The organism is Streptomyces sp. NPDC058683, assembly GCF_042716195.1.
Taxonomy (GTDB): Bacteria; Actinomycetota; Actinomycetes; order Streptomycetales; family Streptomycetaceae; genus Streptomyces.
Genome location: NZ_JBHXSK010000023.1, coordinates 28,614 through 51,546, shown reverse-complemented (window position 1 = coordinate 51,546; position 22,933 = coordinate 28,614). Strand labels below are relative to the sequence as shown.

The 22,933-nt window shown below is 67.9% G+C and carries 21 protein-coding genes and 2 pseudogenes; 13 read left to right on the top strand and 10 right to left on the bottom strand.

Features of this window, described 5'->3' with window-relative positions; translation table 11 throughout:
* Positions 1–12 precede the first annotated feature (12 nt).
* Together tap and tpg are read left to right on the top strand one after the other, a co-directional pair.
* Positions 13–2,166 carry a telomere-associated protein Tap gene (gene tap, locus ACFWXC_RS25400; protein ID WP_384482215.1) on the top strand — a complete coding sequence of 718 codons (2,154 nt, stop codon included), beginning with the start codon at positions 13–15 and terminating at the stop codon, positions 2,164–2,166.
* A 6-nt stretch (positions 2,167–2,172) separates the two neighbouring features.
* Positions 2,173–2,730, top strand: coding sequence for a telomere-protecting terminal protein Tpg (tpg, locus tag ACFWXC_RS25395; RefSeq protein ID WP_384482213.1), 558 nt, complete (start codon positions 2,173–2,175; stop codon positions 2,728–2,730).
* 82 nt (positions 2,731–2,812) lie between these two features.
* Here tpg and ACFWXC_RS25390 read toward each other — a convergent pair.
* Positions 2,813–3,494: pseudogene (locus tag ACFWXC_RS25390) on the bottom strand (transposase); the annotation flags it as partial.
* A gap of 472 nt (positions 3,495–3,966) precedes the next feature.
* On the opposite strand from ACFWXC_RS25390, the gene ACFWXC_RS25385 reads away from it, so the two are divergent.
* On the top strand, positions 3,967–5,094 hold the full coding sequence (locus ACFWXC_RS25385) for an FAD-dependent oxidoreductase (RefSeq protein WP_384482211.1): 1,128 nt from the start codon (positions 3,967–3,969) through the stop codon (positions 5,092–5,094).
* 55 nt (positions 5,095–5,149) lie between these two features.
* On the opposite strand, the gene ACFWXC_RS25380 is transcribed toward ACFWXC_RS25385, so the two are convergent.
* Positions 5,150–6,172 carry a winged helix-turn-helix domain-containing protein gene (locus tag ACFWXC_RS25380; protein ID WP_384482209.1) on the bottom strand — a complete coding sequence of 341 codons (1,023 nt, stop codon included), beginning with the start codon at positions 6,170–6,172 and terminating at the stop codon, positions 5,150–5,152.
* Positions 6,173–6,563: 391 nt separating this feature from the next.
* Here ACFWXC_RS25380 and ACFWXC_RS25375 point away from each other — a divergent pair, with 391 nt between their 5' ends.
* The 6 genes and pseudogenes from ACFWXC_RS25375 to ACFWXC_RS25350 all read left to right on the top strand — a co-directional run bounded on the left by ACFWXC_RS25375 (position 6,564) and on the right by ACFWXC_RS25350 (position 12,050).
* Positions 6,564–7,007, top strand: a complete 444-nt coding sequence (locus ACFWXC_RS25375) for a hypothetical protein (protein ID WP_384482208.1) — start codon at positions 6,564–6,566, stop codon at positions 7,005–7,007.
* Positions 7,008–7,506: 499 nt separating this feature from the next.
* A complete protein-coding gene (locus ACFWXC_RS25370) occupies positions 7,507–7,863 on the top strand; it encodes a DUF6247 family protein (protein WP_384482206.1) in 357 nt (118 codons plus the stop codon).
* 61 nt (positions 7,864–7,924) lie between these two features.
* Positions 7,925–8,125 (top strand): hypothetical protein, encoded by a 201-nt coding sequence (locus ACFWXC_RS25365; protein WP_384482205.1) that lies wholly within the window; start codon positions 7,925–7,927, stop codon positions 8,123–8,125.
* Positions 8,126–9,118: 993 nt separating this feature from the next.
* Positions 9,119–9,667 carry a hypothetical protein gene (locus tag ACFWXC_RS25360; protein ID WP_384482203.1) on the top strand — a complete coding sequence of 183 codons (549 nt, stop codon included), beginning with the start codon at positions 9,119–9,121 and terminating at the stop codon, positions 9,665–9,667.
* A gap of 568 nt (positions 9,668–10,235) precedes the next feature.
* Positions 10,236–11,696, top strand: a pseudogene (locus ACFWXC_RS25355) (NF041680 family putative transposase); the annotation flags it as partial.
* A gap of 72 nt (positions 11,697–11,768) precedes the next feature.
* Positions 11,769–12,050, top strand: coding sequence for a hypothetical protein (locus ACFWXC_RS25350; protein WP_384482412.1), 282 nt, complete (start codon positions 11,769–11,771; stop codon positions 12,048–12,050).
* Between the two features lie 15 nt (positions 12,051–12,065).
* Here ACFWXC_RS25350 and ACFWXC_RS25345 read toward each other — a convergent pair whose 3' ends face one another.
* Together ACFWXC_RS25345 and ACFWXC_RS25340 are read right to left on the bottom strand one after the other, a co-directional pair.
* A complete protein-coding gene (locus tag ACFWXC_RS25345; protein ID WP_384482201.1) occupies positions 12,066–12,434 on the bottom strand; it encodes a VOC family protein in 369 nt (122 codons plus the stop codon).
* A gap of 32 nt (positions 12,435–12,466) precedes the next feature.
* Positions 12,467–13,240 carry an SDR family oxidoreductase gene (locus ACFWXC_RS25340; protein WP_384482199.1) on the bottom strand — a complete coding sequence of 258 codons (774 nt, stop codon included), beginning with the start codon at positions 13,238–13,240 and terminating at the stop codon, positions 12,467–12,469.
* Between the two features lie 81 nt (positions 13,241–13,321).
* Between ACFWXC_RS25340 and ACFWXC_RS25335 the strand changes: the two genes are divergently transcribed.
* A complete protein-coding gene (locus tag ACFWXC_RS25335) occupies positions 13,322–13,900 on the top strand; it encodes a TetR/AcrR family transcriptional regulator (protein WP_384482198.1) in 579 nt (192 codons plus the stop codon).
* Between the two features lie 43 nt (positions 13,901–13,943).
* Here the strand turns inward: ACFWXC_RS25335 and ACFWXC_RS25330 are convergent, their stop codons facing one another.
* The 4 genes from ACFWXC_RS25330 to ACFWXC_RS25315 all read right to left on the bottom strand — a co-directional run bounded on the left by ACFWXC_RS25330 (position 13,944) and on the right by ACFWXC_RS25315 (position 17,642).
* Entirely contained in the window at positions 13,944–14,066 is a 123-nt protein-coding gene (locus ACFWXC_RS25330; RefSeq protein WP_384482410.1) for a hypothetical protein, read from the bottom strand.
* 249 nt (positions 14,067–14,315) lie between these two features.
* Positions 14,316–15,284 (bottom strand): hypothetical protein, encoded by a 969-nt coding sequence (locus tag ACFWXC_RS25325; RefSeq protein WP_384482196.1) that lies wholly within the window; start codon positions 15,282–15,284, stop codon positions 14,316–14,318.
* Positions 15,285–15,718: 434 nt separating this feature from the next.
* A complete protein-coding gene (locus ACFWXC_RS25320) occupies positions 15,719–16,336 on the bottom strand; it encodes a hypothetical protein (RefSeq protein ID WP_384482194.1) in 618 nt (205 codons plus the stop codon).
* A 493-nt stretch (positions 16,337–16,829) separates the two neighbouring features.
* A complete protein-coding gene (locus ACFWXC_RS25315) occupies positions 16,830–17,642 on the bottom strand; it encodes a transposase (protein ID WP_384482192.1) in 813 nt (270 codons plus the stop codon).
* 460 nt (positions 17,643–18,102) lie between these two features.
* On the opposite strand from ACFWXC_RS25315, the gene ACFWXC_RS25310 reads away from it, so the two are divergent.
* Positions 18,103–19,395 carry an MFS transporter gene (locus ACFWXC_RS25310; RefSeq protein WP_384482404.1) on the top strand — a complete coding sequence of 431 codons (1,293 nt, stop codon included), beginning with the start codon at positions 18,103–18,105 and terminating at the stop codon, positions 19,393–19,395.
* Between the two features lie 52 nt (positions 19,396–19,447).
* On the opposite strand, the gene ACFWXC_RS25305 is transcribed toward ACFWXC_RS25310, so the two are convergent.
* Entirely contained in the window at positions 19,448–20,269 is an 822-nt protein-coding gene (locus tag ACFWXC_RS25305) for a pentapeptide repeat-containing protein (protein WP_384482191.1), read from the bottom strand.
* Positions 20,270–20,595: 326 nt separating this feature from the next.
* On the opposite strand from ACFWXC_RS25305, the gene ACFWXC_RS25300 reads away from it, so the two are divergent.
* A complete protein-coding gene (locus tag ACFWXC_RS25300; protein ID WP_384482189.1) occupies positions 20,596–20,853 on the top strand; it encodes a hypothetical protein in 258 nt (85 codons plus the stop codon).
* The gene (locus ACFWXC_RS25295) at positions 20,850–21,221 is read left to right on the top strand and encodes a fic family toxin-antitoxin system, toxin component (protein ID WP_384482187.1); all 372 of its coding nucleotides are present in this window, start codon (positions 20,850–20,852) and stop codon (positions 21,219–21,221) included. Before ACFWXC_RS25300 ends, ACFWXC_RS25295 begins: the two co-directional genes overlap by 4 nt.
* A gap of 496 nt (positions 21,222–21,717) precedes the next feature.
* On the opposite strand, the gene ACFWXC_RS25290 is transcribed toward ACFWXC_RS25295, so the two are convergent.
* A complete protein-coding gene (locus ACFWXC_RS25290; protein ID WP_384482185.1) occupies positions 21,718–22,923 on the bottom strand; it encodes a cytochrome P450 in 1,206 nt (401 codons plus the stop codon).
* Positions 22,924–22,933: the final 10 nt, after the last annotated feature.

Here is a 22,933-nt window from a genome sequence, read left to right as displayed (position 1 = left end):
GAGGAGCAGAAGATGACGGACCAGCCGCAGGAGTTGTTCACCGCGGTCGACTCGCTGCTCGCCGCAGTCGATGACGGCACCGTGCTGCCCGCCCCGGATGAGAGGGTCAGACTGCGCGAGGCGGCCGGGCTGACCGAGGCCGCCGTCGCGCAGGCCCTCGGCGTGCGTGTGCCGAGCATCCAGGCATGGGAGGCGGGCCGTTCCGAGCCCAGGGGCGAGCGGCTCGAGGCCTACCGCAGACTGCTCGAAGGCCTCGCCCGGCGCTATCCCGCACCCGCGCCAAGCCAACGTGACAGTGCTCGCCGACCGTATACGGCAGCGGCGGTGCCCGCAGCAGTACCGACGGCCTCTGCCACTGTCGCAAGCAACAAGACATCGACGTCGCGGAGTCCGTCCACACAGGACGCGGCCTCGACGAACGCTCCTGTGACGGGCGCCGATGCGCGGTTCACGAACGGGCCGCTGCTCGTCGTCGACGCCGACGACCACCAGACAACCGGCTATGGCGTTGGCGGCCTGATCATGGACGTGCCCGCCAAGTCCCTTCCGGCTCTGGTCGAGTGGACACTCAAGGAGGCGAGGCTCGGACAGCCGAGATTGTCCGGGGCGGGCAAGGACGGCGACCCGCTGATCGTCCTGACCGAGACCGCATGCCGGCGTTATGGCCTGCCAGTCACCCTCACCGACGAGCAGCGCCTCGCGGGGCGGCTCCCGGAGGGCCACAAGGTCATCAAGGAACTGGTCCGCGCGGACTGGAAGCTGACCCAGCGCGGGTTCGGGCCGTGGGCGCGGATCTACCGCCCCGCGCAGGGCTCGGAACGCTCATGCGTACAGTTGTGCATCCCGTCCTGGAACGCGCTCGATGCCCGCAGCTGGGGGGATACCGGGCAGCTCGAACCGGCGGACCTCGCCCGGCTTCTGGGCGTCTACGCGGCGCGGGTGATGACACCGCGCGGCTCGACCGCGGTGACAGGCCTGGAACTGCTGACCGCACTGCACCCGCCGACCCGCGCGAGCGCCCCGGACGACACCGGCCGCCGGCACAGCGTCCACAATCCCGGCTCCCTGGGCAAGGACCCCGTCGACCCGGCACCGTGCGAGGCCCCCGACGGACACCCCGTCCTCGCCGACCTGCCCCGCTTCCACCGCCGCACCCCGGCGGAGAAACTGTTCGAGGAAGCACTCGACTGGGCCCGCCCGCTCACCGACGACGAATGCCTGCGCCCCAACCTGGTCGGCATCGACGTGAACCTTGCGTTCGCGGCCGGCGCCAACGGCCTGACCGTCGGCCTCGGCGCGCCCACCCACGTCAAGGCACCGGTGTTCGATCCGAAGCTGCCCGGAACCTGGCTGGTCGACCTGTCCCACGTCGACCTGTCCCGGGTGAAGCTGGGCAAGGAGTGGGTGCAACTGGACGGCGGCCTGCTGCCCAGCCCTTTCACCCCCAGCGGCGAACAACCCACAGGACCGGCCTGGTATGCGACGCCGACCGTCGCCTATGCGGCGGAACTCGGCTACGAGATCACGCCGGTCGAGGCCTGGGTGCGCTACGACAACGGCCGCTACCTGGACGGCTGGTACAACCGGCTGCGCGACGCCTACATCGCCACCATGGCCGACCTCGGCGTCCACACCGACATGACCCCCGAGGAGTTCCTCATGGCCCGGCACGGCCTGCGGGAACGTGACCCGCAGCTGGCGGTGGTCGTCGACGCGATCAAGATGACCGCGAAAGGCACCATCGGCAAGTTCGCCGAACGCCCGCGCGGCGAGGGCTGGAAGCCCGGCCAGCCGTGGCGGGCCCTCGCCCGGCCGACCTGGCGCCCCGACATCCGCGCCGCGGTCATCTCCCGTACCCGCACCAACATGCACCGCAAGATCCTCAAGCACGCGGCCTTCACCGGGCAGTACCCGGTCGCGATCCTCTCGGACTGCGTCGTCTACGCGGTCAACGGCACCGGCCCGATCGACTTCCTGCCCTACCGGGACGGCAAGCCGCTCCCGGGAGGCTGGAGGATCGGCGTCTCACCCGGCATGGTCAAACACGAAGGCACCCAGAGCGTGCTGTGGGGCGAGGGCATCCGCGAACAGTTCAACGCCCCCGAACTCAACCTCGCCCGATACATCAAGACCGGCGAGGTCACCAACCAGGACACAGGAGAGTAGGACGCGATGAGCTTGTTCGGGGACAGCCTGGACAAGGCTGTCCAGAAGTCCTTCACCCGTCCGGCACCCAAGTCGGCCGGCCCGCAGATGCGTTACCTCGTTAAGCAGCTCAAGAACACCAAAACGGTTGCAGGGCTGCTCGGGATCTCCCAGCGTCAGGTGGAACGGTATGTGGCAGGTCAGGCCAAGAAGCCCCGCCCCGAACTTGCGGCCCGGCTGAAGACTGAGGTCAACAAGCACTGGCAGCCCCAGATCCGTGCCAAGGCCCGCAAGAAGGCGGTCACTACCGACGGCATCGTCATCGACACCCGCGCCCGCATCGGCTACACCGCCCCCATCGGCACGACCGACGAGGACCGGCTGCGTCACCTGACCGTGGCACTGCCGCCCCAGTACGCCGCCCGCCTCTTTACCGCTCAGGAACAGGGTGCCTCCGACCAGCAGCTTCAGGAGATCGCCGCCGAAGCGCTCAAGGAGACCTACTTCCAGGACGACGGCCGCCGCGCCGGCCAGCTGGAGGAGGTCCGCTTCACGGACATCGAACACCTGGAGTTCGACCTGTAGAAGCCGGGCTCTGAACAGCCTGGTCTTGAAACGTGATCCGGCTACCCGACCACAAAATTGTGGTGAGCCGAAGCAAGATAAGGGCCACAAGCGAGCGCAGGATGGCCAGCCATCCGGCGCCGTCCTCGGCGGTGGCGACGGCGATGCCGAGGATCTCGCGGTGTCCGTCGGCATTCACGCCGACCGAGATCAAGGCGTGGACGTTGATGATCCGGCCGTCCTCGCGGACCTTCTGAGTCAGTGCGTCCACCCAGACGAACGCGTAGGGGCTCTGGTCCAGGGGCAGGTTGCGGAAGGCTGCGACCTGCTCGTCCAGGTGCTTGGCCATCGCCGAGACTTGAGACTTCGACAGCTGGGTGACGCCGGGGGAGGCGGCGCGCTTCTCGACCCGGCAATTGCTCGCGCCGAGCAGGTAGGCGGTGGCGACCACCGAGATGAGGGCCTGTTCGGCCCGGCGCCGGCGTTGGAGGAGCCAGTGCGGGAAGTAACTGCCGGACCTGAGCTTGGGAATGGCGAGTTCGACGGTGCCGGCCCTCGTGTCCCACTCGCGCGGGCGGTAGTCCCCGGAGGGGGCAACCCCCAGTTGCGGTGGTTGACTCTTTCCTCGCTGACTTGCCCGTATTCGGCGTTGCAGAGGGCATCGGTCTCCGCGGACATGAGCGCGTCGGTGAACGTCTTCACCATCGCGCGCAGCAGATCGGGACTCGCCGCGGCGAGGTGTCCTCGGCGAGGGCATGCAGCGGCGGACTGTCTGGAGCGGTCATCGTGCTGATCTCCTTCGGGCTTCGACACCTCGAAGATCAGCCGGTGGCCGTTCGTCTATGCGGGCATCACCCCGACGCCGGAGCAAACCCCCGGATCAGGTCGAACCCGTACACCATCTCCATGGACGCAACCATCGACACCGACGGCCGGGGCTGTCGCGAGTCCGGGCGGGTTGAACCGGAACAATCTACTCAGGGTCCCCGTTCAGGCCTGGTAGCTCCGGGCTATCCGTGGCTGAGGCGCGCCAGCCCAGGCGGGGAGTAGTGGCGTCTGCGCTGAGGGGAGCGACGCGAGAGCGCGGGCCATGAACGGGATCGGTCCGGATGTCGAGCCGAGCGCCGTTCGGGGTGGGTGTGGGCAGTCTGTCGGGGGCTGTCGGACCGATGTCGGCGGGTTGTCGGCGGGGCCTGGCACCTTTCCTGGGACGGCCGCTGGAGATCGCTGGGCGGTCCTGTTCCCGAAGGAGCCATCATGGACACGCCCGTCACGGTCGTCGGTGCCGGACTCGGCGGCCTCACGCTGGCCCGCGTCCTGCATCTCCACGGAATCCCGGTCGCCGTCTACGAGGCCGAGTTCTCCCCGTCGGCGCGCACGCAGGGTGGGATGCTCGACATCCACGACTGCAACGGGCAGCTCGCCCTCAAGGCGGCCGGCCTGATGGAGGAGTTCCACACCATCGTCATCGAGGGCCGCCAGACACCGCGGCTTGTCGAGCAGGACGGGACCGTTCTGCACGAGATGGCCGAGGACGGCACGGGCGGACGCCCCGTAGTGCAGCGCGGGGAGCTGCGACGCATCCTGCTCGACTCGCTCCCGGCCGGCACCGTCCGGTGGGGACACAAGGTCACTGGCACCCGTGCTCTCGGCGAGGGCCGTTATGAGGTGACGTTCGCCGACGGCGGGACCGGCGTCGCCAGTCTGCTGGTTGGCGCGGACGGCGCCTGGTCGCGGGTCCGGCCGCTGCTCTCCGACGCCTCACCCGAGTACGCCGGCACGTCGTTCGTCGAGACCTACCTGTTCGACGCCGACACCCGGCACACCCGGACGGCGAAGGTGGTCGGCGGCGGGTCGATGATCGCGCCCTCGCCGGGCAAGGAGATCTTCGCTCACCGGGAAAGCGGTGACACCCTGCACGCCTACGTGGCATTGTCCAGGCCGCGGGACTGGTTTGCCGCCATCGATTTCACCGATGCCTGCGTCGCGGCCGCGCGGATTGCGCAGGAGTTCGACGGCTGGGCGCCGGAGCTCACCGCGCTGATCACGGACGCCGATGTCACGCCTGTTCTGCGCGCCCACTTTGCCTTGCCGGCCGAGCATCGGTGGGACCGAGGGCCGGGGGTGACCCTGCTCGGTGACGCCGCTCACCTCGCGGCCCCAAACGGTGAAGGCGCGAACCTGGCCATGCTCGACGGCGCCGAACTCGGCAGGGCCCTCGCCGCGAATCCCGACGACGTCGAGGCCGCGCTCACCGAGTACGAACAGGCCCTCTTCGCCCGCGGCGCCGAGGCAGTCACTTTTGACGGCACCGAGGTGCACGGGATCGACTCCGAAAACAACACGGCCCAGGCCATGCTCAAGATGATCACCGAGCAGGGGTGAAAAGCCACCCCTGGGCCGAAATCGCCGAGCCCCGACATGATCGCCCGGACAAGTCCTAGACGAACCTGGCTGACGTGCGGTTCAAGAGGCTGAGTCCTAGTTGGCTGGGGCTGTGGAGCGCTGTGTTGCGGTGCCGGATGGTCGTGATGAGTCCGGCTTCTCGCAGAACGGTGGCGTGTTCGCTGGCGCTGGATGAGGCCAGCCCGACGTAGGTTGCGAGTTCGGTCGTTGAACAGCCTGGATGCTCGGCAATGGCCGTGAGGACGGCGGCTCGTGTGGCTCCGAGGAGCGCGGCAACTGGTGCGGTGGCCTTGGCGGGGGAGGCGGTGGAGGCGAAGGCGGTCAACCGGCGCAGGGGTTGGTCTGGAAGGGCCGGGTAGCTGATGGCGGGCTGGGGTTCGGCGTCGTAGTGGATGACGGGTGACGTCAGCATCCACATCGAGGGCAGGAGCAGCAGGCCCCGGCCTTCCAGATGCAGATCGTATTCGGTGTTGTCCGTCGGCGTGCGGATCTCTAGCACGGGGGCTTTCCAGCGCATGCGTGTCGGATTGGCCTGGATGAGCAACTGCTCCACGCCGCCGTGCAGTACCTGCCGCATCCGCATGGACCGATCGGCCGTGTAGGCGTCGACTATCTGCGGCCAGTAGGGGGCGAGCAGGACTTCGTGGAGGGCGCCGAGGCCATCGCATACCAGGCCGAGGAAGTCAGGGTCGGTGAGGCGGCGCGTCAGGGACGGGACTCTCGAGCGGCTGTCTTGAGGGAGGATTGTCTCCAGCGCCGTCTGAATCTGCCGGGTTGGTGTCGCGCGTACCTGTTCGATGAGCTCCTGCGGTGAGCCGGCCTGCGGCGCACCGATGAAAGTCGGCGACCAGCCCACGGACGGAATGAAGTCCAGAGCCGTCCGTGCCGTCGCAGACAGTTGTGTCAGGGAACGGTTGCGCCAGCTGCTCAGCCGCGCCGATTGATCGCGACCTTGCAGGGCCCGCGCTGCCTGGTTCAACTCCACCAGTGGCATCGGCGCTTCGGCCACCTTCGTCCGCGCTAAGTCTTCAGCCGTGAAGTGAATACGAAAAACCATGGGATCCCCTGACACGCCGTGCACAGCGTTGAGATCATTCCGCTTTGTCCTTGTTCGGTCTAGACCGAATCAGGTCGTGCCTTCAACCATCAGCCGTCCAATCTGGACACCGCCGGACGGTCGCGACGTGAGGGGGGAAGCCGCGGCCGTCCGGCAGTGGAAACCTCGGAGAGTTCAAGATCCGGTTGACCGGGGGGCAAAACCGGCTGCCCATTCAATTCCGGACCCGCTGAACTCGGTGATGCGCCGCCTCGCAGCGGCGCCGGTGCGGGACGCCGTCGCCCTCACGGGGGTGGGCGACGGCGTCCCGCATTGGAAGGGAAACCGAGCCAGGTGTTCGTCTTTCTTACTCGGTGTCCAGACACCTACGTCAACAACGAAAGGACGCAACATGGCCATCACCGCCGTGTGCAAGCGGATCGGGCTTGCCTGCACCGCACTGTCTCTGGGCGCAGGTCTGGCCGCCGCTATCCCATCCCAGGCCAGCGCCGAGACAGCAGCGCCTCGTGTTGTTCACCAGACCCGGCTGTGGACTCAGGTTGGCGGTGGCGCGAACGGATACGTCGACATCAAGCACACGTACACCGGCAACTACACAGGGAAGATGACCGGCACGCTGCACCACTACTACGCGCCGCGCAACCGCGAGGTCGTCGTCATCTTCAGGGTCGACGGACGCTTCGGCGGGCAGTCGAAGGTGACCAAGAGCACCGTGTCCTTCAACAAGGCGTACAACCACCGCAAGAAGGTCTCCGCACGTATCTGCCTGCATCGCAGCGGCGTGCCCATCGGCCTGAACTCCGGAGTCTCCTACTGCAGTCCGTGGTGGGGATGAGGCCGTCCGTCCATGCGTGACTGTCCCCAGGCTCAAGGAAATGCCGGAAGGCAAATGGGAAGGCAGCATCCACTTCGGAGTGCGAGGACGGTATGGGTCCTGTTCACGCTCATCACTGCGATCCTGGCACTACTTTCGGGGCCGGCGGGCGTACAGGCGTTCGGCGCAGGCGGCTCCGCAGCGCCGCCCTTCCGGTGCTCCTGACGAACAACAAGGCGGCAACTGTCGGCCATCAAGTTTTTCGGCTCTGTCGGAGATCTTGTGACAGAGCCGGTCTGAACTGGGCATCAACTGGCTTTACGGTTCAGGCGATTTGGGGCGGTGGTAGCCGCATTTAGCCGGTGTGGTGGTGGAGCCGGTGGAGCCGGCCGCTGAGGTGATCACGTTTCGTACGTCGCGCCGCACGCTGCCGGTGCGGTGCCTGGGAAGACTCCGCCCAGCAGCCTGCATGACCACCGCCCGGGCGTCGACCGGCGCCCCACGGGAAAGGGATCACCTCATGTCCGTCCCCGCCGCCCCGCACTCCGCGTACGGTGGCGATACGACCCGCCTGGAGGATGCGATGAGCGCGCAGCCCGAGGAAGCTCGCGCCCAGCCAGCCCCGGCCGCCGCCCAGTTGCTCCAGGCGCTGCGCGCCGACCGCCGAGCCGACACCTGGGTGCCCCTGTTCGAGCAGGGCTGGGCGCGTGCCCTGGACGACGCCCGGCACAGTTTCAGTCTCGCCCCGGTCCACACCGTCATCGGCACCTGGCAGGCCCGCCTCGCCGCTGTCCCGGCGGTCGATGCGTTCCTCGCCGGCGGCTGCGACGACTCCGACGGCATCGACCTGGACCAGGTCCTCGGAGCCTGTACGTGAGTGACGGATAACCGCCCTGGCCCGCCCGCTGTCGCCCCAGGCCGCAGGCACCGCAGCCGAGTTGCCCGACCACGTCCGCGAGATGCTGAGGAACGTCCTGGACATCGCCGGCCGCGACCCGTGGTCCTTCCAGCCTTTCAACGCGCGCGACCCCGAAGGCGAGGACGTCCACTCCGCCGCGGTCGGACAGCTCACCGCCGTCTACTGGATCAACGGTCCCGCCGGACGCCTGTACGTCGTGGACATCGTCTGGCTCGGCTGAGCGGTCTCGAAAGGCGGGGGCCACCGATCTTCGAGTCGGTGGCCCCCGCTGTGTACGGCTGGAAGATCCAGATCGAGTATTGGTCGAGCACCACCCACAGGACCACCAGCACGTTCAGCACGAGGAATATGAGGTCCCGGAGGTGCTCCCCACTCAGTAGGTGGTGCTCGGGCCACCAGGACGGATACCGGATCCGAGCCCTGCGTTGACCGGACTGCTCGGCACGGCTGCCGCTGGCTGTCCCGCTCCCGCTCCTGGGCAAGACGGGCCGGGCGCGAGCCGAGGCGCTGTTGCGCCCCAGTCCGCCTGAGCTCCCGTGTCGTTGTTCAGGGGGCTCCTACGACGGCGTGTTCCCGCGTGAAGTGTGCGAACACGATGGGCCCTGCCCGGCCTCTCTGGACAGGAGCTTCGCGGTGGATGAGGAGCGGTGCCCGCGGCGGCTCGTCCACGTCGACCGACGCCCCGGCAGCATGATCGACCCCCGCACATGGGTGGACCTGTACGTCTATACCGAGTGCGGTGACGAGAGCGGAGAGCCGATCGGGATTGACGGCACTACGTGGGGTGAGGTCCGTGACAACGGCAAGGGCTACTACACGATCGTGTATCCCGGCACTCGTCACCCCGGTATGCGGGCTGATGGCGTGTTCGTGCTGCCGCCCGCTGACGGAGAGTGCCTCGGGTATGGCGAGTTCTCGGAGCCGTGGTCCTCTGCGCGAGGACTGCCGCACTGCGGGATGGAGCGACGCGTACGGCACGGTGACACAGCCTCCCCTCATGGAGCCCACGGGCCCCATGGCCATGTACTTCGCGCCGGCCGAGGGCTCGCTTGAGCACGCCGAGGACTGCCCCGCTGCCGTACTGCACGATGCACCCTGCCCGTGCGGGGCGAACGCCCGTTTTGCTCGCTATCTGAAGGCTTGATCTCCTGGAGAGCCGTCGAGCCGGTTGGTGGCGTACTTGTGGGCCGCCGGGGCGACGAGACTGTGCCGCATGGGTGAATGGATGAGTGGGCTGTTCGGCCTGCTGGGCGCGGGAGTTGGAGCGGTAGCAGCCCTGTGGGGCGCGAAGGCGACCGCACGGTCGAGCCTGGAGATTTTCTCCGTGCAGCTGCGACGGGACGATGAGCGTTGGATTCGTGATCAGCGGCAGGTGGCCTATCACGCGATGTTGGCGGCCAGCATGGAGTGCGAGAAGGCCGGCATGGAACTGGAGGGGAATGCGCCCAACAACGACCCGCGTCTGCCACCGGAGTTGGAAGAGGTGCGCCAGGCCGCGTGGGGGGCGTCCTACGACGCGCTTTCCCTGGTCGAACTGTGCGGCCCGGCCCGCGTGGTGTCAGCCGCCCGGAAGCTGCACCAGCACGCGACCCGCCTCGTGACGGCGCGTGCGTACGTCTTACAGGACACCAGCGGTATCCAGCCTGGGGAATATTCGGCGTGGCAGCAGGCCGCGCTCCGTGACTTCCGCGCAGCAGCCCGGGTGGCTCTTGGCTATGACGCGCACGACTGGGTCGGAACTGTCCCCGAAGCACCGTCCTGACGTCCTCTGCCGGCCCGGCGTTTGAGCTTGTTCTTTATCTTCCGTCCGCGTCGTAGGGCGGGGACGGAAGGTTCCAGACGGCGTCTGACCGGCTGATGATCTTTCGAAGCTCGCGGGCGCTTCGTGGCGATACGGCCAGCATCACGGTGTCGAGGAGGGCTCGGGCTTCGAGAGGGTTGCCGCAGCAGTACCAGTGCACATTGCCCCACTCGTAGTCGTGCCACAGATCGCGCTCGGGCTGGTGGACGTAGTCCTTCCACAGGCCCACAGCCGCGCTGACGTCGCCTGGCTGCAGATAGTTGCGGGTGTGCTCGAGACGGATGATCTCGGACAGTGCACGCGAAGACAGGCCGTCGATGACTGGCCTTGCACCCGTTGTCCGGTGGCTGGCGGGGGCGCCAGCACGGATCTGTCCTGGCCGTCTACGCGGCATGGACCTTTCGGTTCGTCGTCATGCGGTACATGGTGCCACGGTCTCGAATGGCGTCTCGAACGGATTCGGTCGCATGGGGATTCGCCAGACGTGGGGGCGGCCTTCGTCTGATCCTGTGCTCCGACCAAGGTGCACATGACCAAGACGAAGGCCGTGAGGGTGAGTCTGCTGGCTGATGCTGTCCGGAGGGAAGCGTTCGTGGAGGCGTCAGCCTTTTGGGGAGAGTTCTACGGGTGTCTGACCGCTCGGCGCGACGAATTTCGAGCTGGTGGACGCGGTGCTGTGTGCGGACCGTGCGGTGAATTCCGTGGTCGATCTGACGCTGTTGCCCGAGCATCGTCGTGGGCTCGGAGCGATGTACGGCGGCCTGAACCACGGCTGGAACGACGTCGATCGGCTGCGGGCGGTGTTGGCCAGGCTGTCGCTTCCGCGATTCGACGGCGGGCGCCTGGTCCTGGCGGTCGATGTGCCGCCGTGGCTGCGTTCTGACGCGCCATGCTCGGCAGAGCGCCTGTTCTGCCACGTCTACGGCCGTGCGAAGACGGCGTCGCAGTTCATTCCGGGCTGGCCCTACTCCTTCGTCGCTGTGCTGGAGCCGGGCGCCACGTCATGGACCGCGATCCTGGACGCGGTTCGGCTCGGCCCGGCGGACGACGCGACCGCGATCACCGCCGCTCAGGTGCGGGGTGTCGTGGAGCGGCTCATCACCGCGGGCCAGTGGCAGGCCGGGGACCCGGACATCGTGATCGTCGGTGATGCCGGCTACGACGTCACCCGCCTGGCCTGGGTCCTGCGTGACCTGCCGGTCGAGCTGGTCGGCCGCGTCCGCTCCGACCGCGTCATGCGTCTGCCGAAGCCACCGCGGATGCACGGCGTCAACGGCCGGCCGCCCAAGCACGGCCCGGAATTCCGCTTCGCCAAGCCGGAGACCTGGCCCGAGCCCGCGATCACCACGGTCACTCACACCACCAACTACGGCAAGGCCGAAACCCAGGCCTGGGACCGGGTCCACCCGTGACTCACTCACCGTTCCTCACGGCTCGACCATGATGGTGAACTTCCGCTGGTTGAGGGAACTCTGATGCGGTTGAGGGCCGAGCATCTGTCGAAGGACCGGGATGCCCCGCCGGTGTGGTTGTGGTCCTCGAAGACCGGCGCCATCCCGGACGATGTGGACCGTTGCTGGCGGCATTTCTCCGCCGCTTCGATCTGGAGAACACCTTCCGCTTCGCGAAGCAGACCCTGGGCTGGACCACCCCGAAACTCCGTACTCCCGAGGCGGCGGACCACTGGACCAGGATTGTGATCGTCGCTCACACTCAGCTCCGGCTCGCCCGGCCCCTCGCCGCGGACCTCCGTCGGCCTTGGGAGAAATCCACCGTCTCCGACCGACTCACCCCGGCCCGGGTCCGTCGGGGGTTCAGGAACATCCGCGCTCGCCTCGCCTGCCCGACCCGTGTTCCCAAACTCACAGGCACCGGCCCCGGACGGCCACCTGGCTCCAAGAACGAACGCCGGGCACCCCGCTACGACGTCGGCAAGACCGTCAAACGCCCCGAGACCCTCAAGGCCATCGGTAGACCTGGCAGGTCCTGGGAGTTTCTGAACCCCTGCGCCTCGTGGCGGCAAGGTGGTCACCGCGGCGGACGAAGGAGAAGTGCTTTGTCTGTGTACGACGAAATCGGGAAGGTCGAGGACTCGACTCCCGATTTGATGGGTCAACTGCCGGAGCACGGCATGACGTTCCTGTCCCCAGACGAGACAGAGCTGGTGAGTTACCGGGTTGAGGGCCTGCTCCCCGTGCCGGCCAGCGGGGACGTGATCGGTCTTCACTGGAGCGAAGTGGTGGTCACCGCTCTTCAGACGCGTTACGGACGTGACGAGACCACGGGCCGACCGCTGGTGTTCACGTCGGTCTCCGTCGAGGCACTGCCGTCGGCTACAGCCTGAAGATCGGCGACCGGCTCAGGTCGAGCGCAGGCAGAAGGGGTGTCCGGCCGGGCTGGCGTAGACGCGGCTACCGGTGCGGGTTTCCGGGGTGATCTCGTCGGTGGGCCGCAGTCGGGTGGCGCCGGCGTCGGTGGCCGTGCAGTCGGCGGTTGCGAGGTCGTCGACGCCGAAGTCGAGGTGCATCTGCTGGGAGGTGCCGTCCGGCCAGTTCGGGGCGGTGTGTCCGGGGGCGGACTGGACGACGATCACCGGGAGGCCGGGGGTCTGAATGAAGTGGTGGGTCGGCGTGGGGGTGAGGGAGCCGCCGAGCAGCCGGTGCCAGAAGGAGCTCTCCTTCTCGATGTCGGCGGCGTCGATGATCACGGAGGTCAGGATGATGGGCATGGGAGTGTCCCGTTCGTGCTGTCGGTGGTTGCTCAGACGGTCGGGATGATGCCGCCGTCGACGCGGAACTGTGCTCCGGTGAGCCATTTCGCGCGGCCGGAGGCGAGGAAGGCGATCATCTCGGCGACGTCCTCGGGATCTCCGGGGCGGCCCATGGGGACCTTCAGGTGGTCCACGATCTGTCGCGTGGCCTCTTCGGTGGTGATGCCTTGCTTCTCGGCCATGTGTTTCAGGTGGGCGGTGGCACCGTCGGTGACGACGAAGCCGGGAAGGACGCAGACCACGCGCACCCCGTGCTCGCCGACCTCGGTGGCCAGTTCGCGGCTGTAGGTGTTGAGCGCGGCCTTGGCGGCGGCGTAGGACGCCTCGGTGCGCTGGGGCAGTTGGCTGGCGATCGAGGAGACGTGCACGACGACGCCGGAGCCCCGCTCAACCATTCCCGGCACCAGGGCCCGGTCCAGGCGCACGGCGCTGAGGAGGTTCATCTCCAGGTCCGCCTGCCAGGATTCGTCCGACCGGCTCAGGGTCGGCGCCGGGGCGCTGGCCGCGCCCGCGTTGTTCACGAGCACGTCCACGCCGCCGACCTGCTCGACGACGCGGCGGCCGAGTTCGGCCACACCCTCCTGCGTGGAGAGGTCCGCCGCGAGGAATGTGGCACCGCTGTCCTCCTCGGGCCGGCTGCGGGAGGCCGTCAGCACGATCGCGCCCGCGGCGACGAAGCGGCGCACGGTCGCCGCGCCCAGGCCCCGGCTGCCGCCGGTGACTAGTACCCGAAGGCCGTCGAGGCTGCTGTCCGTGATGGGCATGGGGTCTCTCCTCCGTAAGATGAACCTGACTCCGGAAACGGTACACGTAAACGGAACCGGACTCACCTTATGGAGGTTCTCTTGCCGGCATCACGCCCGCTGCGCGCCGACGCGCGACGCAACCGCGAGGCACTGCTGTCCGCGGCCCGCCAGGCGTTCCTCGGCGGCGACACCGACGCGCACGTCGAGGACATCGCCCGCAGCGCCGGCGTCGCCGTCGGAACGCTCTACCGCCACTTCGAAACCCGCGAAGCGCTGATCGAGGAGGTCTACCGCAAAGAGGTCGACGACCTGTGCGCCGCGCCCGGCCTCCTGCTGGACCAACACGCCCCGGAGGAGGCGCTGCGGCGCTTCCTGCTGCTGCTCGTGGACCACGCGGCGGTGGGCAAGGGGATGTCCAGTGTGCTGGAAAGCATCATGGCGACGGACTCACCGGTCTTCGACGACGCACGCACCCGTATGGCCAACGCCCTCTCCCTGCTGCTCGAAGCCGGCAGCGCGGCCGGCACCGTCCGCGACGACGTCACAGGCTCCACCCTGTTGCGCGCCCTGGGCGGCATCTGCGGAATGCGCGCCACGGAGGGCTGGTTGGTCGAGGCCCGGCAGATCACCGCCCTCCTCTTCGACGGCCTGCGACAAGGCGCCCCGCAGTCACCCTGAGTAGGGGGCCGCGTGCCGTGCGCCGCCGGCCAGGTCCTGCCCGTCACTCCTGACCGCTCCCGTCGTCGCCCTCGTCCAGCTCCGGCAAGTCAGGATCGCGCAGCGGGCGCAGGGCGTCGGCGTCCGGGACACTGGCGGTGAGAAGAACCGCTCCAGCTCGGGCCACGTCGGCTCCGCCACGAATCGTCCGAACGCCGCCGCTTGCTCATCAGTCAGAAATTCCACCGGCACCCGGCGGGGGGTAGCCACCCATCATCCGGGCCCAATGGGCTTCCGGAGAAGCCTGACCCCGCATCTCGAAGTTGTGCTGGACGGCCATGATCAATCTCAGCGCCAAACACGGTTCGATTGATCCCCGGGGCCGGCATCCACCCATATCCGGGCTGTGCAGGCCGTTTTCGCGCAATTCGTAAGCTCAGCTTCCGGGCTGGACACCGGTCGCTGACAGCAGTTGAGGGTCATAGCAGTCACACGCCAGGACGGTGGCTGGTGCGGCTTTCCGGGCTGGCACCTCGATCAGTGCCGTCATGCTGCTGACTTCCCTCACACCGTGCCATTGCCGGCTGCCGCCGCCGAGCAGCGCGTCGGTGTCCGTGCCCTTGTCGAAGCGGACGGTGCCGCTCGCACCGACCCCTGAGACGCGGTGTTCGCGGACGTACGTGCAGGCGACGAGGGAGCTTCCGGTGGACAGGCGAAACACGGGAAGATCCGCGCCGGTCGTTGTGTAGTTGATGGTGCGTTCGAGGGCCTCGTTCGCCCAGCCGTTGAAGTACCGGACGAGCTGGCTGGTGAAGCCGCCCTGCGTGAAGCGGTCGTCGGTGGGTTGCCCGTGTGGGGGTGAAAAGCTGAGGTAGTCGGCGAAGCTGTTACACACGGCACGGTCGGCCGCCGCCGTTGTCGACAACCGTGCCGTCCCGGAGGCGACTTGACTCACCTCGGGGAGTTGCTTCGGTTTCACGGTTACGGTCTTGCCGTCCTGGGTGGGGGAAGGAGTCGGCGTGGCTGCCGAGGGCGACGGTGATGTGAAGGGTTCTGTCACTGCCCAGGTGGCGGCGGTTGCCTTCCAGGGGCCTTTCGCTTCCGTCTGCGTGAAGTAGAAGAGCGACGAGGAGCGGTCGTCCTCGTTTCCCTTCCTCTTGCTCAGGACGGCGAAGGAGCGGGGGTAGGCGTGGGAGGCGTCTGCGGCCGGGATCAGGAACCGGGGTTGGGTGAGGCGGGAAGCCGTGTCCGTGGTCTTGGCCCTGCGGTGGATGTCATAGGTGGCGAGTGACTCCTTCAGCAGGACACCAGTCTGCACCCCACGGATGGCTGAGCTGTCGAGGGCGGCGTCGGCGGCCGCGTTCGTACGGTCGTACTGTTCGAAGACCCGCTCAGCCTCCGCCACGGTGATGACGGGTGCCGATGTGCTGGGGGAGGGAGCCGCACTGCCGCTGCGCGAGGGGCCCTTTTCGGACGAGCAGGCCGCCGACGACCCCAAAAGGATCACCAGTCCGCCGGCCGCAGCCAGCCGAGCAGCGTTACGTCTCACAGCGCGTCGCCTCCCCATGCGTCCAAGTCCCGGAAAGCGTACGTGAGTTGCTCTCAGCGGTGGCGGCCTTGTGTGAACGTCAGGTCGCTGTCCGGGGGCAGTTCGGCCTGCAGAGCGTTGACTCACGCGCCGGGACCACCGGTTCCCTTACCGCTGGGGGAGTCAGTTTCCAAAGGACAAGGAGCCTGACGGCCCTTCTGGGGCGAGGAAGCGGGCGCCCATGTTGTCCGTCGGGCTGAAGTAGACCATCGCCGTGAACCATGCGGCGGCCTTGCGCGGGTGCTTCAGCTCTAGCAGGTTCGCATAGGCGTACACCAGGCGGTGAGCGGGCCGGTTGTCGACCGGGCTGTACGGCAGGACGTCGCCAAACCAAAGAGGTAGGGGAGCGACTGCTGCAGGACGCAGACCCCGGCGGCGGCCCAGGCCAACCCGGCCTCCAGGTCACCACGGACGAGATCGTCTTCGTTCTCCACGTCATTCGGGTCGAAGTCCTCGTCCTGGTCGGCAAGGTCGGCGAGTTCGTAGGCGATGGTGGTGTAGGCATCGAGGTCACGCGGATGCAGCCGGCGGCCGCCGATCGTCACAGACGTCTTTGCGTAGGCGGCGTCATACGCCTCGTCGGTCTCCTCGTCCGGAGACCACACGCGTTCCATCGCCCATTCCGGGCGGGGTGGCAGCTTCGCGATCTTCCGCTCCAGCCGGGACAGGCCACCTGGCTCGTCTGCGTACTCGGCGTAGTGCGCCGCCGAGTCAAACATGTGGAACTCGGTGTCCTGCATCCAGGCCAGCAGCGGTCGGTCGAGCTTCTCCAGCGCCTGCGACGCAAGACCTGTCGGGGTCAGCCAGGGCATCACACCCTCAAGGGCTGCCTTCTGCTCCTTCGGCTCCAGGCCCACGCTCATCGCCATGGACGTCAGTATCTGTCACCGGCTCTCTCGCAACAGGGGCCTTTCCGAACTGCCACCCCGACGTTGATGACGCTCTTTGAAAACGGCTCTGTCCGCAGTTTCGTGAGGTTGCCGGTCAGTGGTGGCGCTCTTCGATGACGTTGTCGTTCTCGTCAGAGAGTTCGAGGCTGTGCTGCCAGTCGAGTCTGGTAAGGAGCGCGGCCAAGTCGTCGATCCGCTGAGGGTCGATCACGCCATTGATCAGGGTTGTCCCGTCGTCGGTCTGATCGATTTCGATGCGGCACCAAGCGGTTTCCGTTCGTAGGAGTACCAGGAGGACGACCGTGTCCTCCAGCCAAATGAGCCCAATCGGGATGCCACCTGGGTGGGATCAATGCCCCCGTCGAGGATGCCGCAGACGTTGTTGGCCATGTCGGCCAGGGTGGTATCGAGCGGTCTGTCGCTGTCATCGCTGGTAGGTGTGCCCACCTGCGTAAGTATCGGGTATGCCGAGTCATGGCTGGGTGAGGATGCGGATTCGGAGGAGTTCGAACGAGGCCCGGCCATACATCGCTCTCTTCAGGGTCTTCACGCGATTCACGTGTCCCTCCACGACGCCGGAACTCCAGAGCAGGGTGAGGCCGGCGGTGACGGCGTCGAGGTCCAGACGGAGGAAGCCGGCGAAGCCCTGCATTGGCTTCGGGGCGTCCTGCTCGGCTTGGCGGATCCACTCCAGTAGCAGGTTTCCGCGCCGATGACGTACCAGGTCGGCGAACGCGCGGGCCAAGTCGCACGCGCGGGTGATGTCTGGGCAGGCGAGCCGGACTTGAAGCAGGCGCTGATCCTGGCTTTCAGTGAGGGTCTCGCGCGGCCGCATGATCCACGAGGCGATCTTGCGAGGGCTGGGAATGTCGGCCCGGACCGGTTCGACCGTGCCCGCACGGAGGGCGGCGAGGTGTTTGCGGACGACCTGGTGGCTGCCTCGGTAGCCGCGAGCCTGGATCTCTAGGAACAGCCGGGTGCCGCTGATTTGGCCTTGGGCTTCGGTGCAGCGGGAGTTGAGGTATGCCTTGAACGGCTCCAGGACGCTGTTGGGGCGGCGCTCGCGGGCGGAGGCCGGCAACTCGTCGAGGTCCCTGTCACGGAATCGGTGCAGGGTCTTGCGGTCGAGGTTCAGACGGCGGGCAATGGCGCTGATGGTCCAGCGTTTGTCCACCAAGCGGTGGATGTCCTCGTAGCGGTGGCGGTTGCGTTCGATGATCTGGGTACGGGGAAGCTCCGCGGGCGGTAACAGCATCGGAGGCGGCTCCGGCACCTCGACCGGCACGGACTCCTACTGCCTCGCCCAGACCAAAGCCCGGGCAGAACAGGCAGCCACACGCTGCCCCCCCCGGGGAGCGGCCGCTTCGGCTGGTCCCGCACCACACCATCCGCCACGATCGGTACGCCTCCACTCAGGCGCATGACCGAAAAGGCCCTCGGAGTCAACTCGGACGACTCCGGCGCCCTAGGCTTCTTGCGCTGGTCAGATAGCAGGGACCGGTCCGCGTCCGAGGTGCGGGGCAGGCCGAAAAGGCGTGGCACGCAATCGCGTGCTCCAAATAGGTTGTGCGCTCGTGACTGATGATCCGAAGCGTTCATCCAGTGGGCCGCCTGCACCCACCGAACCGAACGTGGAGGTCTCCGACACGACAACGGCGGCTGAGCGTCCGCTGGCGCAATCCGAAACAGCCGAGGGATTGTTCTCCGGGACGTACCTTGCCGCCACATCGTGTTTCGCGGCGGTGATGTTCCTGACCGGGCTCGCCGCGCTGGCAGTGGTACCCACACTGCCGACGGCCGCACGAGACTTGGACGGGGTGTCGCTCTACCCGCTGGTGGCGGGATGTTTCGTGGCCGCGAGTCTGCTCGGCGGGGTCCTGGGAGGTCATTGGGCAGACCGTGTCGGGCCGCAGCGTCCGTTGGCGGCGGGCATGGCGCTGGCCGTGGTCACCCTGCTGGTCTCGGGCGCCAGCACGTCGATCTGGCAGCTGGCGGCTGGACGCTTCCTGGACGGCCTGGCGGGCGGGATGGTCGCGGTGTCGATCAACACTGCCATTGGCCAGGCATATCCGGACCGCCTGCGGCCGCGCGCGCTGGCCTTGATGAGTGCCTGCTGGATCGTCCCGTCGCTGACCGGTCCCCCGCTGGCGGGACTTGTGGCCGAGTGGTGGTCTTGGCGCGCGGTGTTCTTCGGCCTGGCCGCGCTCACCGTGCTGCCCGCGCTGATGGTGGTGGCCGTGCTGTGCGGCCCTTCCTGGGCGGCCACACCCGCCCCGTCGAACCACCGACCGCCGCGCCCTGCGCTGATGGTCGCGACAGCGGTAAGCCTGGGTGCGGCGTTGGGACAGTACGGCGTCTCGGGCTGGGACATACACCATCTGCTGTTCGCAGCGGGCGGCTCCGCCCTGCTGGTGGCGTTCGCATCACGACTGCTGCCTGCGGGCACTTGGCGTGCCGCGCGCGGCCTGCCTGCCACGGTGCTGCTGTGTGGCCTGGGTTCGGGGGTGTTCTTCACTCTGGAGGCTTACGTGCCCCTGCTGCTGGTCACCGACCGGGGCGCGCCTCCTTTGATGATCGGCCTGGCCTTCACCGGTGCTGCCGTGGCCTGGGCCGGCTCCTCCTGGGTGCAAGGCCGTCTGCTGGAGCATTGCCCTCGCCACCGCCTGGTCGTGGCCGGTGCACTCGTGCAGGCAGCTGCGGTCTTGGTCGCGGTCACAGGAACGATTCCGGCGACGCCCGCGTACACCGCCGCACCGGCCATGGTCATCGCGGCCATCGGCATGGGCATCTATGCCCCTTCCCTTACCGTGCTGTCACTCACCCACAGTCCGCCCGGTCGGCAGGGCTATGCCAGCAGCGCGATGCAGACCGCCCAGAACCTGGGCCAGACAACAGTGTTGGGCGTCTCCTCGGCCCTGTTCAACGCCTGCCTGGGCGCCGGCTCAACCGACGCCGTCAGCTACGGTGCCGCCTTCGGACTGCTGCTCGCGCCGTGCATCCTGGCCGCCCTACTGGCCGCCCGCGCCCGCAGCGCGTGAGCCCCCGTACACTTTCGCCACTCATGTATCAACCGATTGATGAGCAAGATCCCTAAGGACCGACCCCACTGCATGGGCTGGGCCCACAACCGAGCAACAACTCCGCGCCGCGGAAATCGACCGTGCCGGAGAACCGGGCGAAGCCGAAGTCGACCGTAGTGCCGGAGAACGTCGGGCCGCGGAAGTCAACCATGCCGGAGAACACCGCGAAGGAGAGGTCTCCGCCGTCGAAGCTGACTTCGGTGAGGTCGAGGTCGTGGCCCTGCCAGGAGTGCGGGTCTTCGGGGGCGAGGCGGAGATGGTCGCGGATGAGGCGGATGACGGTGTGCCGGACTTCCCGCACAGCCCGGTAGGCGTGCCGGGCTTCCGTGTCGTTCGCGGGCAGGTCGGCCTCGTTGGTGTGGGGCAGGCGAAGGTAGGCGCACAGGACGTCGATGCACGTCTGGCGCAGGTCCCGGGTGGGGGCGTCGTCGGCGAGGCCCGCCAGAGCGTGCACCCCGCCAAGGCGCACCGCAGGGGACGCGTCACCGAGTTGGGCGACGGCGGCGGTGAAGCGCTCGGTGTGCAGGCGGGTGGCCTCGCGCAGGGCGCCGTCCTCGTCGACACGCTGACGCCGGTAGGCCACCGCCAGGGCAACCAGGGCGCCAGCGCCGGCGACCACACCGAAGGACAGCTTGACCAGGTCGAAGAGCGTCTTGGAGTCGATGCGGTGCTCGGGTTTGAGTTCCCGGGCGCCGAGCAGGTCCCACCCGGTGTAGAACACGGCGGCCGCCACGAGGACGGCGGCGGCGAAGGTCAGGGCGAGCACGGTGCCGACCGGCCACAGGCGCAGACCGCGCTTCTCTGTCCGGCGTCGGGGACGATGTGCGGTCACATCCCCTTGAGACACTTTCCCTGGAGCTGCCGGTTGCGGCCCGCCCCGCTCAACGTGACCGGCTCTAACCAGGGCCGCGGCAGGGCGGCGCCGGCCGCTGGGAGGTCCCAGGCCCGCTCGGTCACCAGCGTGTCGATTGCGGCGCCCAGGTCCAGCGGCTCGCGCCCGCCGCGAGCTTGTCCTACCTTCCAAGCGTGGGTCTGAGGATACTTGGCCCGCCTCCCCGGGGGCAGCTGCCCCCGGGACAGGGCCGGGATGGACTGCTGGGTCACTCCGTGATCTGGTCACGAACCTTCCTGACTGCTACCACCCTGCTACCATTTGGTATGGCCTCTGATCGGAAGCAGACCCAGCTCCGCCTCTCGCCCGACGTCCTCGCCACCGGCAAGGACGCCGCGAAGGCCCGCGGACTCGATTTCAACAAGTATGTCGAGCGGCTGATCGTGGAAGACACGACCGGCGCGCGGGCCGCCGGCATGGAAGCAGCGCAGCGCCTCATCGACCGGCACGGCGGCTTCCTCGATGACCTGGAGCGCCAGTTCGACGAGCCGGCCGGCGACGTGCGCCCGGGGGCCGCGGCGTGATCGTGCACGTCGACGAGTCCTGGATCCTGGAAGTCGCCGAACGGGCCGGTCATCGCGATCCGAGCGTGGACGACTACGGCGTTCCGGTCGCAGCCGTCGCCCGTCACCGCGGCGAGTTCTTCGACCGACCCGTCTACGACGGCCCCTACGCGCGTGCCGCGGCCCTCGTGCACTCGCTGGGACGCTGCCGGTGGCTGGAGCACTCCAACCTCACCGTCGCCTGCGCCGTCGCCGTCATGTACCTTGCGGCGTCGAACATCCCGGTCGACCCCACCCGCGAACAGCTCTCGGCCTTGGCCCGCGAGCTGAACAGTCCGCGCTGCACCGCCGAACAGATCGCCGCTCTCCTGCGCACCTGGAAGCCCTGATCCGCGACCCTGGCGTCCGGCGTCCGGATTTGCCGACCATCTGCGACGCCGGGTGGGGCGGCGGTGGGCTCGGCGGTGCGGCAGACCGGCTCGGATCAGGCGGCCGTACGCTCGCTGTCCCGCTGCACGGCCAGGTGCCTGTCCTCACCCGCCTGAACGGCGCCCCCATCACGGCATCCATCACCGGCTCCCGAGGGGCGACCTCCTCCACCGCCGCCCTGCAGGGGTCACCCAACTGTCCGTCACGGCCACCGGCGCTGCAGGCCAGAACGGAACCGACGGCGGCGCAGGCGGGGAGCGGTGCCACCGTCAACGTGACGCCGGACAGCACTCTCTACATCAACGCGGACGTGACCACGTCCCGTCACGCGTGGGGCTCGATATCACGATGGGGAAAGTCCTTTTGCGTGTCGGGTTCGCGCTGTGGCTGCTACGAGGTGCTGGGTGTGCCTGCCGGAGTCGGGTGGGCGTGTGTGGCGGGATCAGTGCGCGTCTCCTACCAGGCGACGGGCAGCTCGATCGGGAAGCGTCGGATTGTCTGGGTGTCCCAGACGATTTCTTGAGGTGAGACCGCGAGCCGCAGACCGGGGAACCGGTCCAGCAGCCGTCCGATGGCTACTTCCAGTTCTGCCATGGCCAGGGGTACGGCGATGCAGCGGTGCCCGCCCCAGCCGAAGGTCATGTGCGGTGCTGGGGGCCGGTCGGGGTCGATGGACTGCGGGTTCGGGTATCGCTGCGGGTCGCGGTTCGCCGTCAGGTACGACACATGGACGAAGTCGCCCTTTCTGATCCGTACCCCGGCCATCTCCACGTCCTCCCGTGCCACGCGGGGAATGCCGACTCCCTTGCGGAAAGGGATGACGCGGAGCAGCTCGTTCAGGACGTCCGTGAGGGTCTCCGGTCGGGAGCGCAGGCGTTTCATCAGTTCGGGCCGGGTCAGGAGGAGGTAGCAGATATCGCTGATCTGGCAGGTGGCCGTGTCCTGCCCGCTGAGTGTCAGCGTGAGCGCCATGACGGCCACTTCCTGGTCGTCGAGTGTGTCCTCGCCGTCCTTCGCGGTGGCCAACGCGCTGATCAGGTCGTCGCCGGGAGAACTCCGTCGCTGTTCGACCAGCGCGGTGAAGTAGTCGCGCAGTTCGGTCTTGGCGGCTGCGGCGGTCGTGCGGCTGTCCGGGCCGGTGGCGAGGAGTCGCTGCAGGTTCTGCTGCATCCGGCTCCAGTCGCCCCGGGGAATGCCGAGCAGGTCGAAGACGGTGTGCTGGGGGAGAGGGTTCGACAGATGGCCTACGAGATCCGCCGGCGGTCCCTGCTCAGCCATCTCGTCGAGCAGGGCGTCCGCGAGGCGGGTGATCCTTGCTCGCATCGCGTCCACCCGCCGCTGGGTGAACGCCTGCGACGCCAGGTGGCGCAGGCGGCTGCTGTGCGGCGGGTCCATCACATTGATCGACTCGGCGGAGACGATGGGCTCCGGCGTCAGCCGGGGGAAGTCGGACCCCATGATCCCTGCCCGGCTGAACCGCTGATCAGTTGTCACCTGCTGCACCTGCTCGAAGCCGGTGACCAGCCAGGCATCGGCGTCACCGTAGGGGAGCCGGATCCGGGCGATGGATCCACGGTCCATGAGCGCCGCTAGGGAGGGATCGAACTCCAGGCCCTTACTGAAGTCGAATGGACAGGTGATTGCTTTGTCGCCTGACGTCATCGCACCGTTC

Coding starts and splice junctions, on each gene's coding strand:
- tap (WP_384482215.1), top strand. CDS start 13: ATGACGGACCAGCCGCAGGAGTTGTTCACCGCGGTCGACTCGCTGCTC.
- tpg (WP_384482213.1), top strand. CDS start 2,173: ATGAGCTTGTTCGGGGACAGCCTGGACAAGGCTGTCCAGAAGTCCTTC.
- ACFWXC_RS25385 (WP_384482211.1), top strand. CDS start 3,967: ATGGACACGCCCGTCACGGTCGTCGGTGCCGGACTCGGCGGCCTCACG.
- ACFWXC_RS25380 (WP_384482209.1), bottom strand. CDS start 6,172: ATGGTTTTTCGTATTCACTTCACGGCTGAAGACTTAGCGCGGACGAAG.
- ACFWXC_RS25375 (WP_384482208.1), top strand. CDS start 6,564: ATGGCCATCACCGCCGTGTGCAAGCGGATCGGGCTTGCCTGCACCGCA.
- ACFWXC_RS25370 (WP_384482206.1), top strand. CDS start 7,507: ATGTCCGTCCCCGCCGCCCCGCACTCCGCGTACGGTGGCGATACGACC.
- ACFWXC_RS25360 (WP_384482203.1), top strand. CDS start 9,119: ATGGGTGAATGGATGAGTGGGCTGTTCGGCCTGCTGGGCGCGGGAGTT.
- ACFWXC_RS25345 (WP_384482201.1), bottom strand. CDS start 12,434: ATGCCCATCATCCTGACCTCCGTGATCATCGACGCCGCCGACATCGAG.
- ACFWXC_RS25340 (WP_384482199.1), bottom strand. CDS start 13,240: ATGCCCATCACGGACAGCAGCCTCGACGGCCTTCGGGTACTAGTCACC.
- ACFWXC_RS25320 (WP_384482194.1), bottom strand. CDS start 16,336: ATGGCGATGAGCGTGGGCCTGGAGCCGAAGGAGCAGAAGGCAGCCCTT.
- ACFWXC_RS25310 (WP_384482404.1), top strand. CDS start 18,103: ATGTTCCTGACCGGGCTCGCCGCGCTGGCAGTGGTACCCACACTGCCG.
- ACFWXC_RS25300 (WP_384482189.1), top strand. CDS start 20,596: ATGGCCTCTGATCGGAAGCAGACCCAGCTCCGCCTCTCGCCCGACGTC.
- ACFWXC_RS25290 (WP_384482185.1), bottom strand. CDS start 22,923: ATGACGTCAGGCGACAAAGCAATCACCTGTCCATTCGACTTCAGTAAG.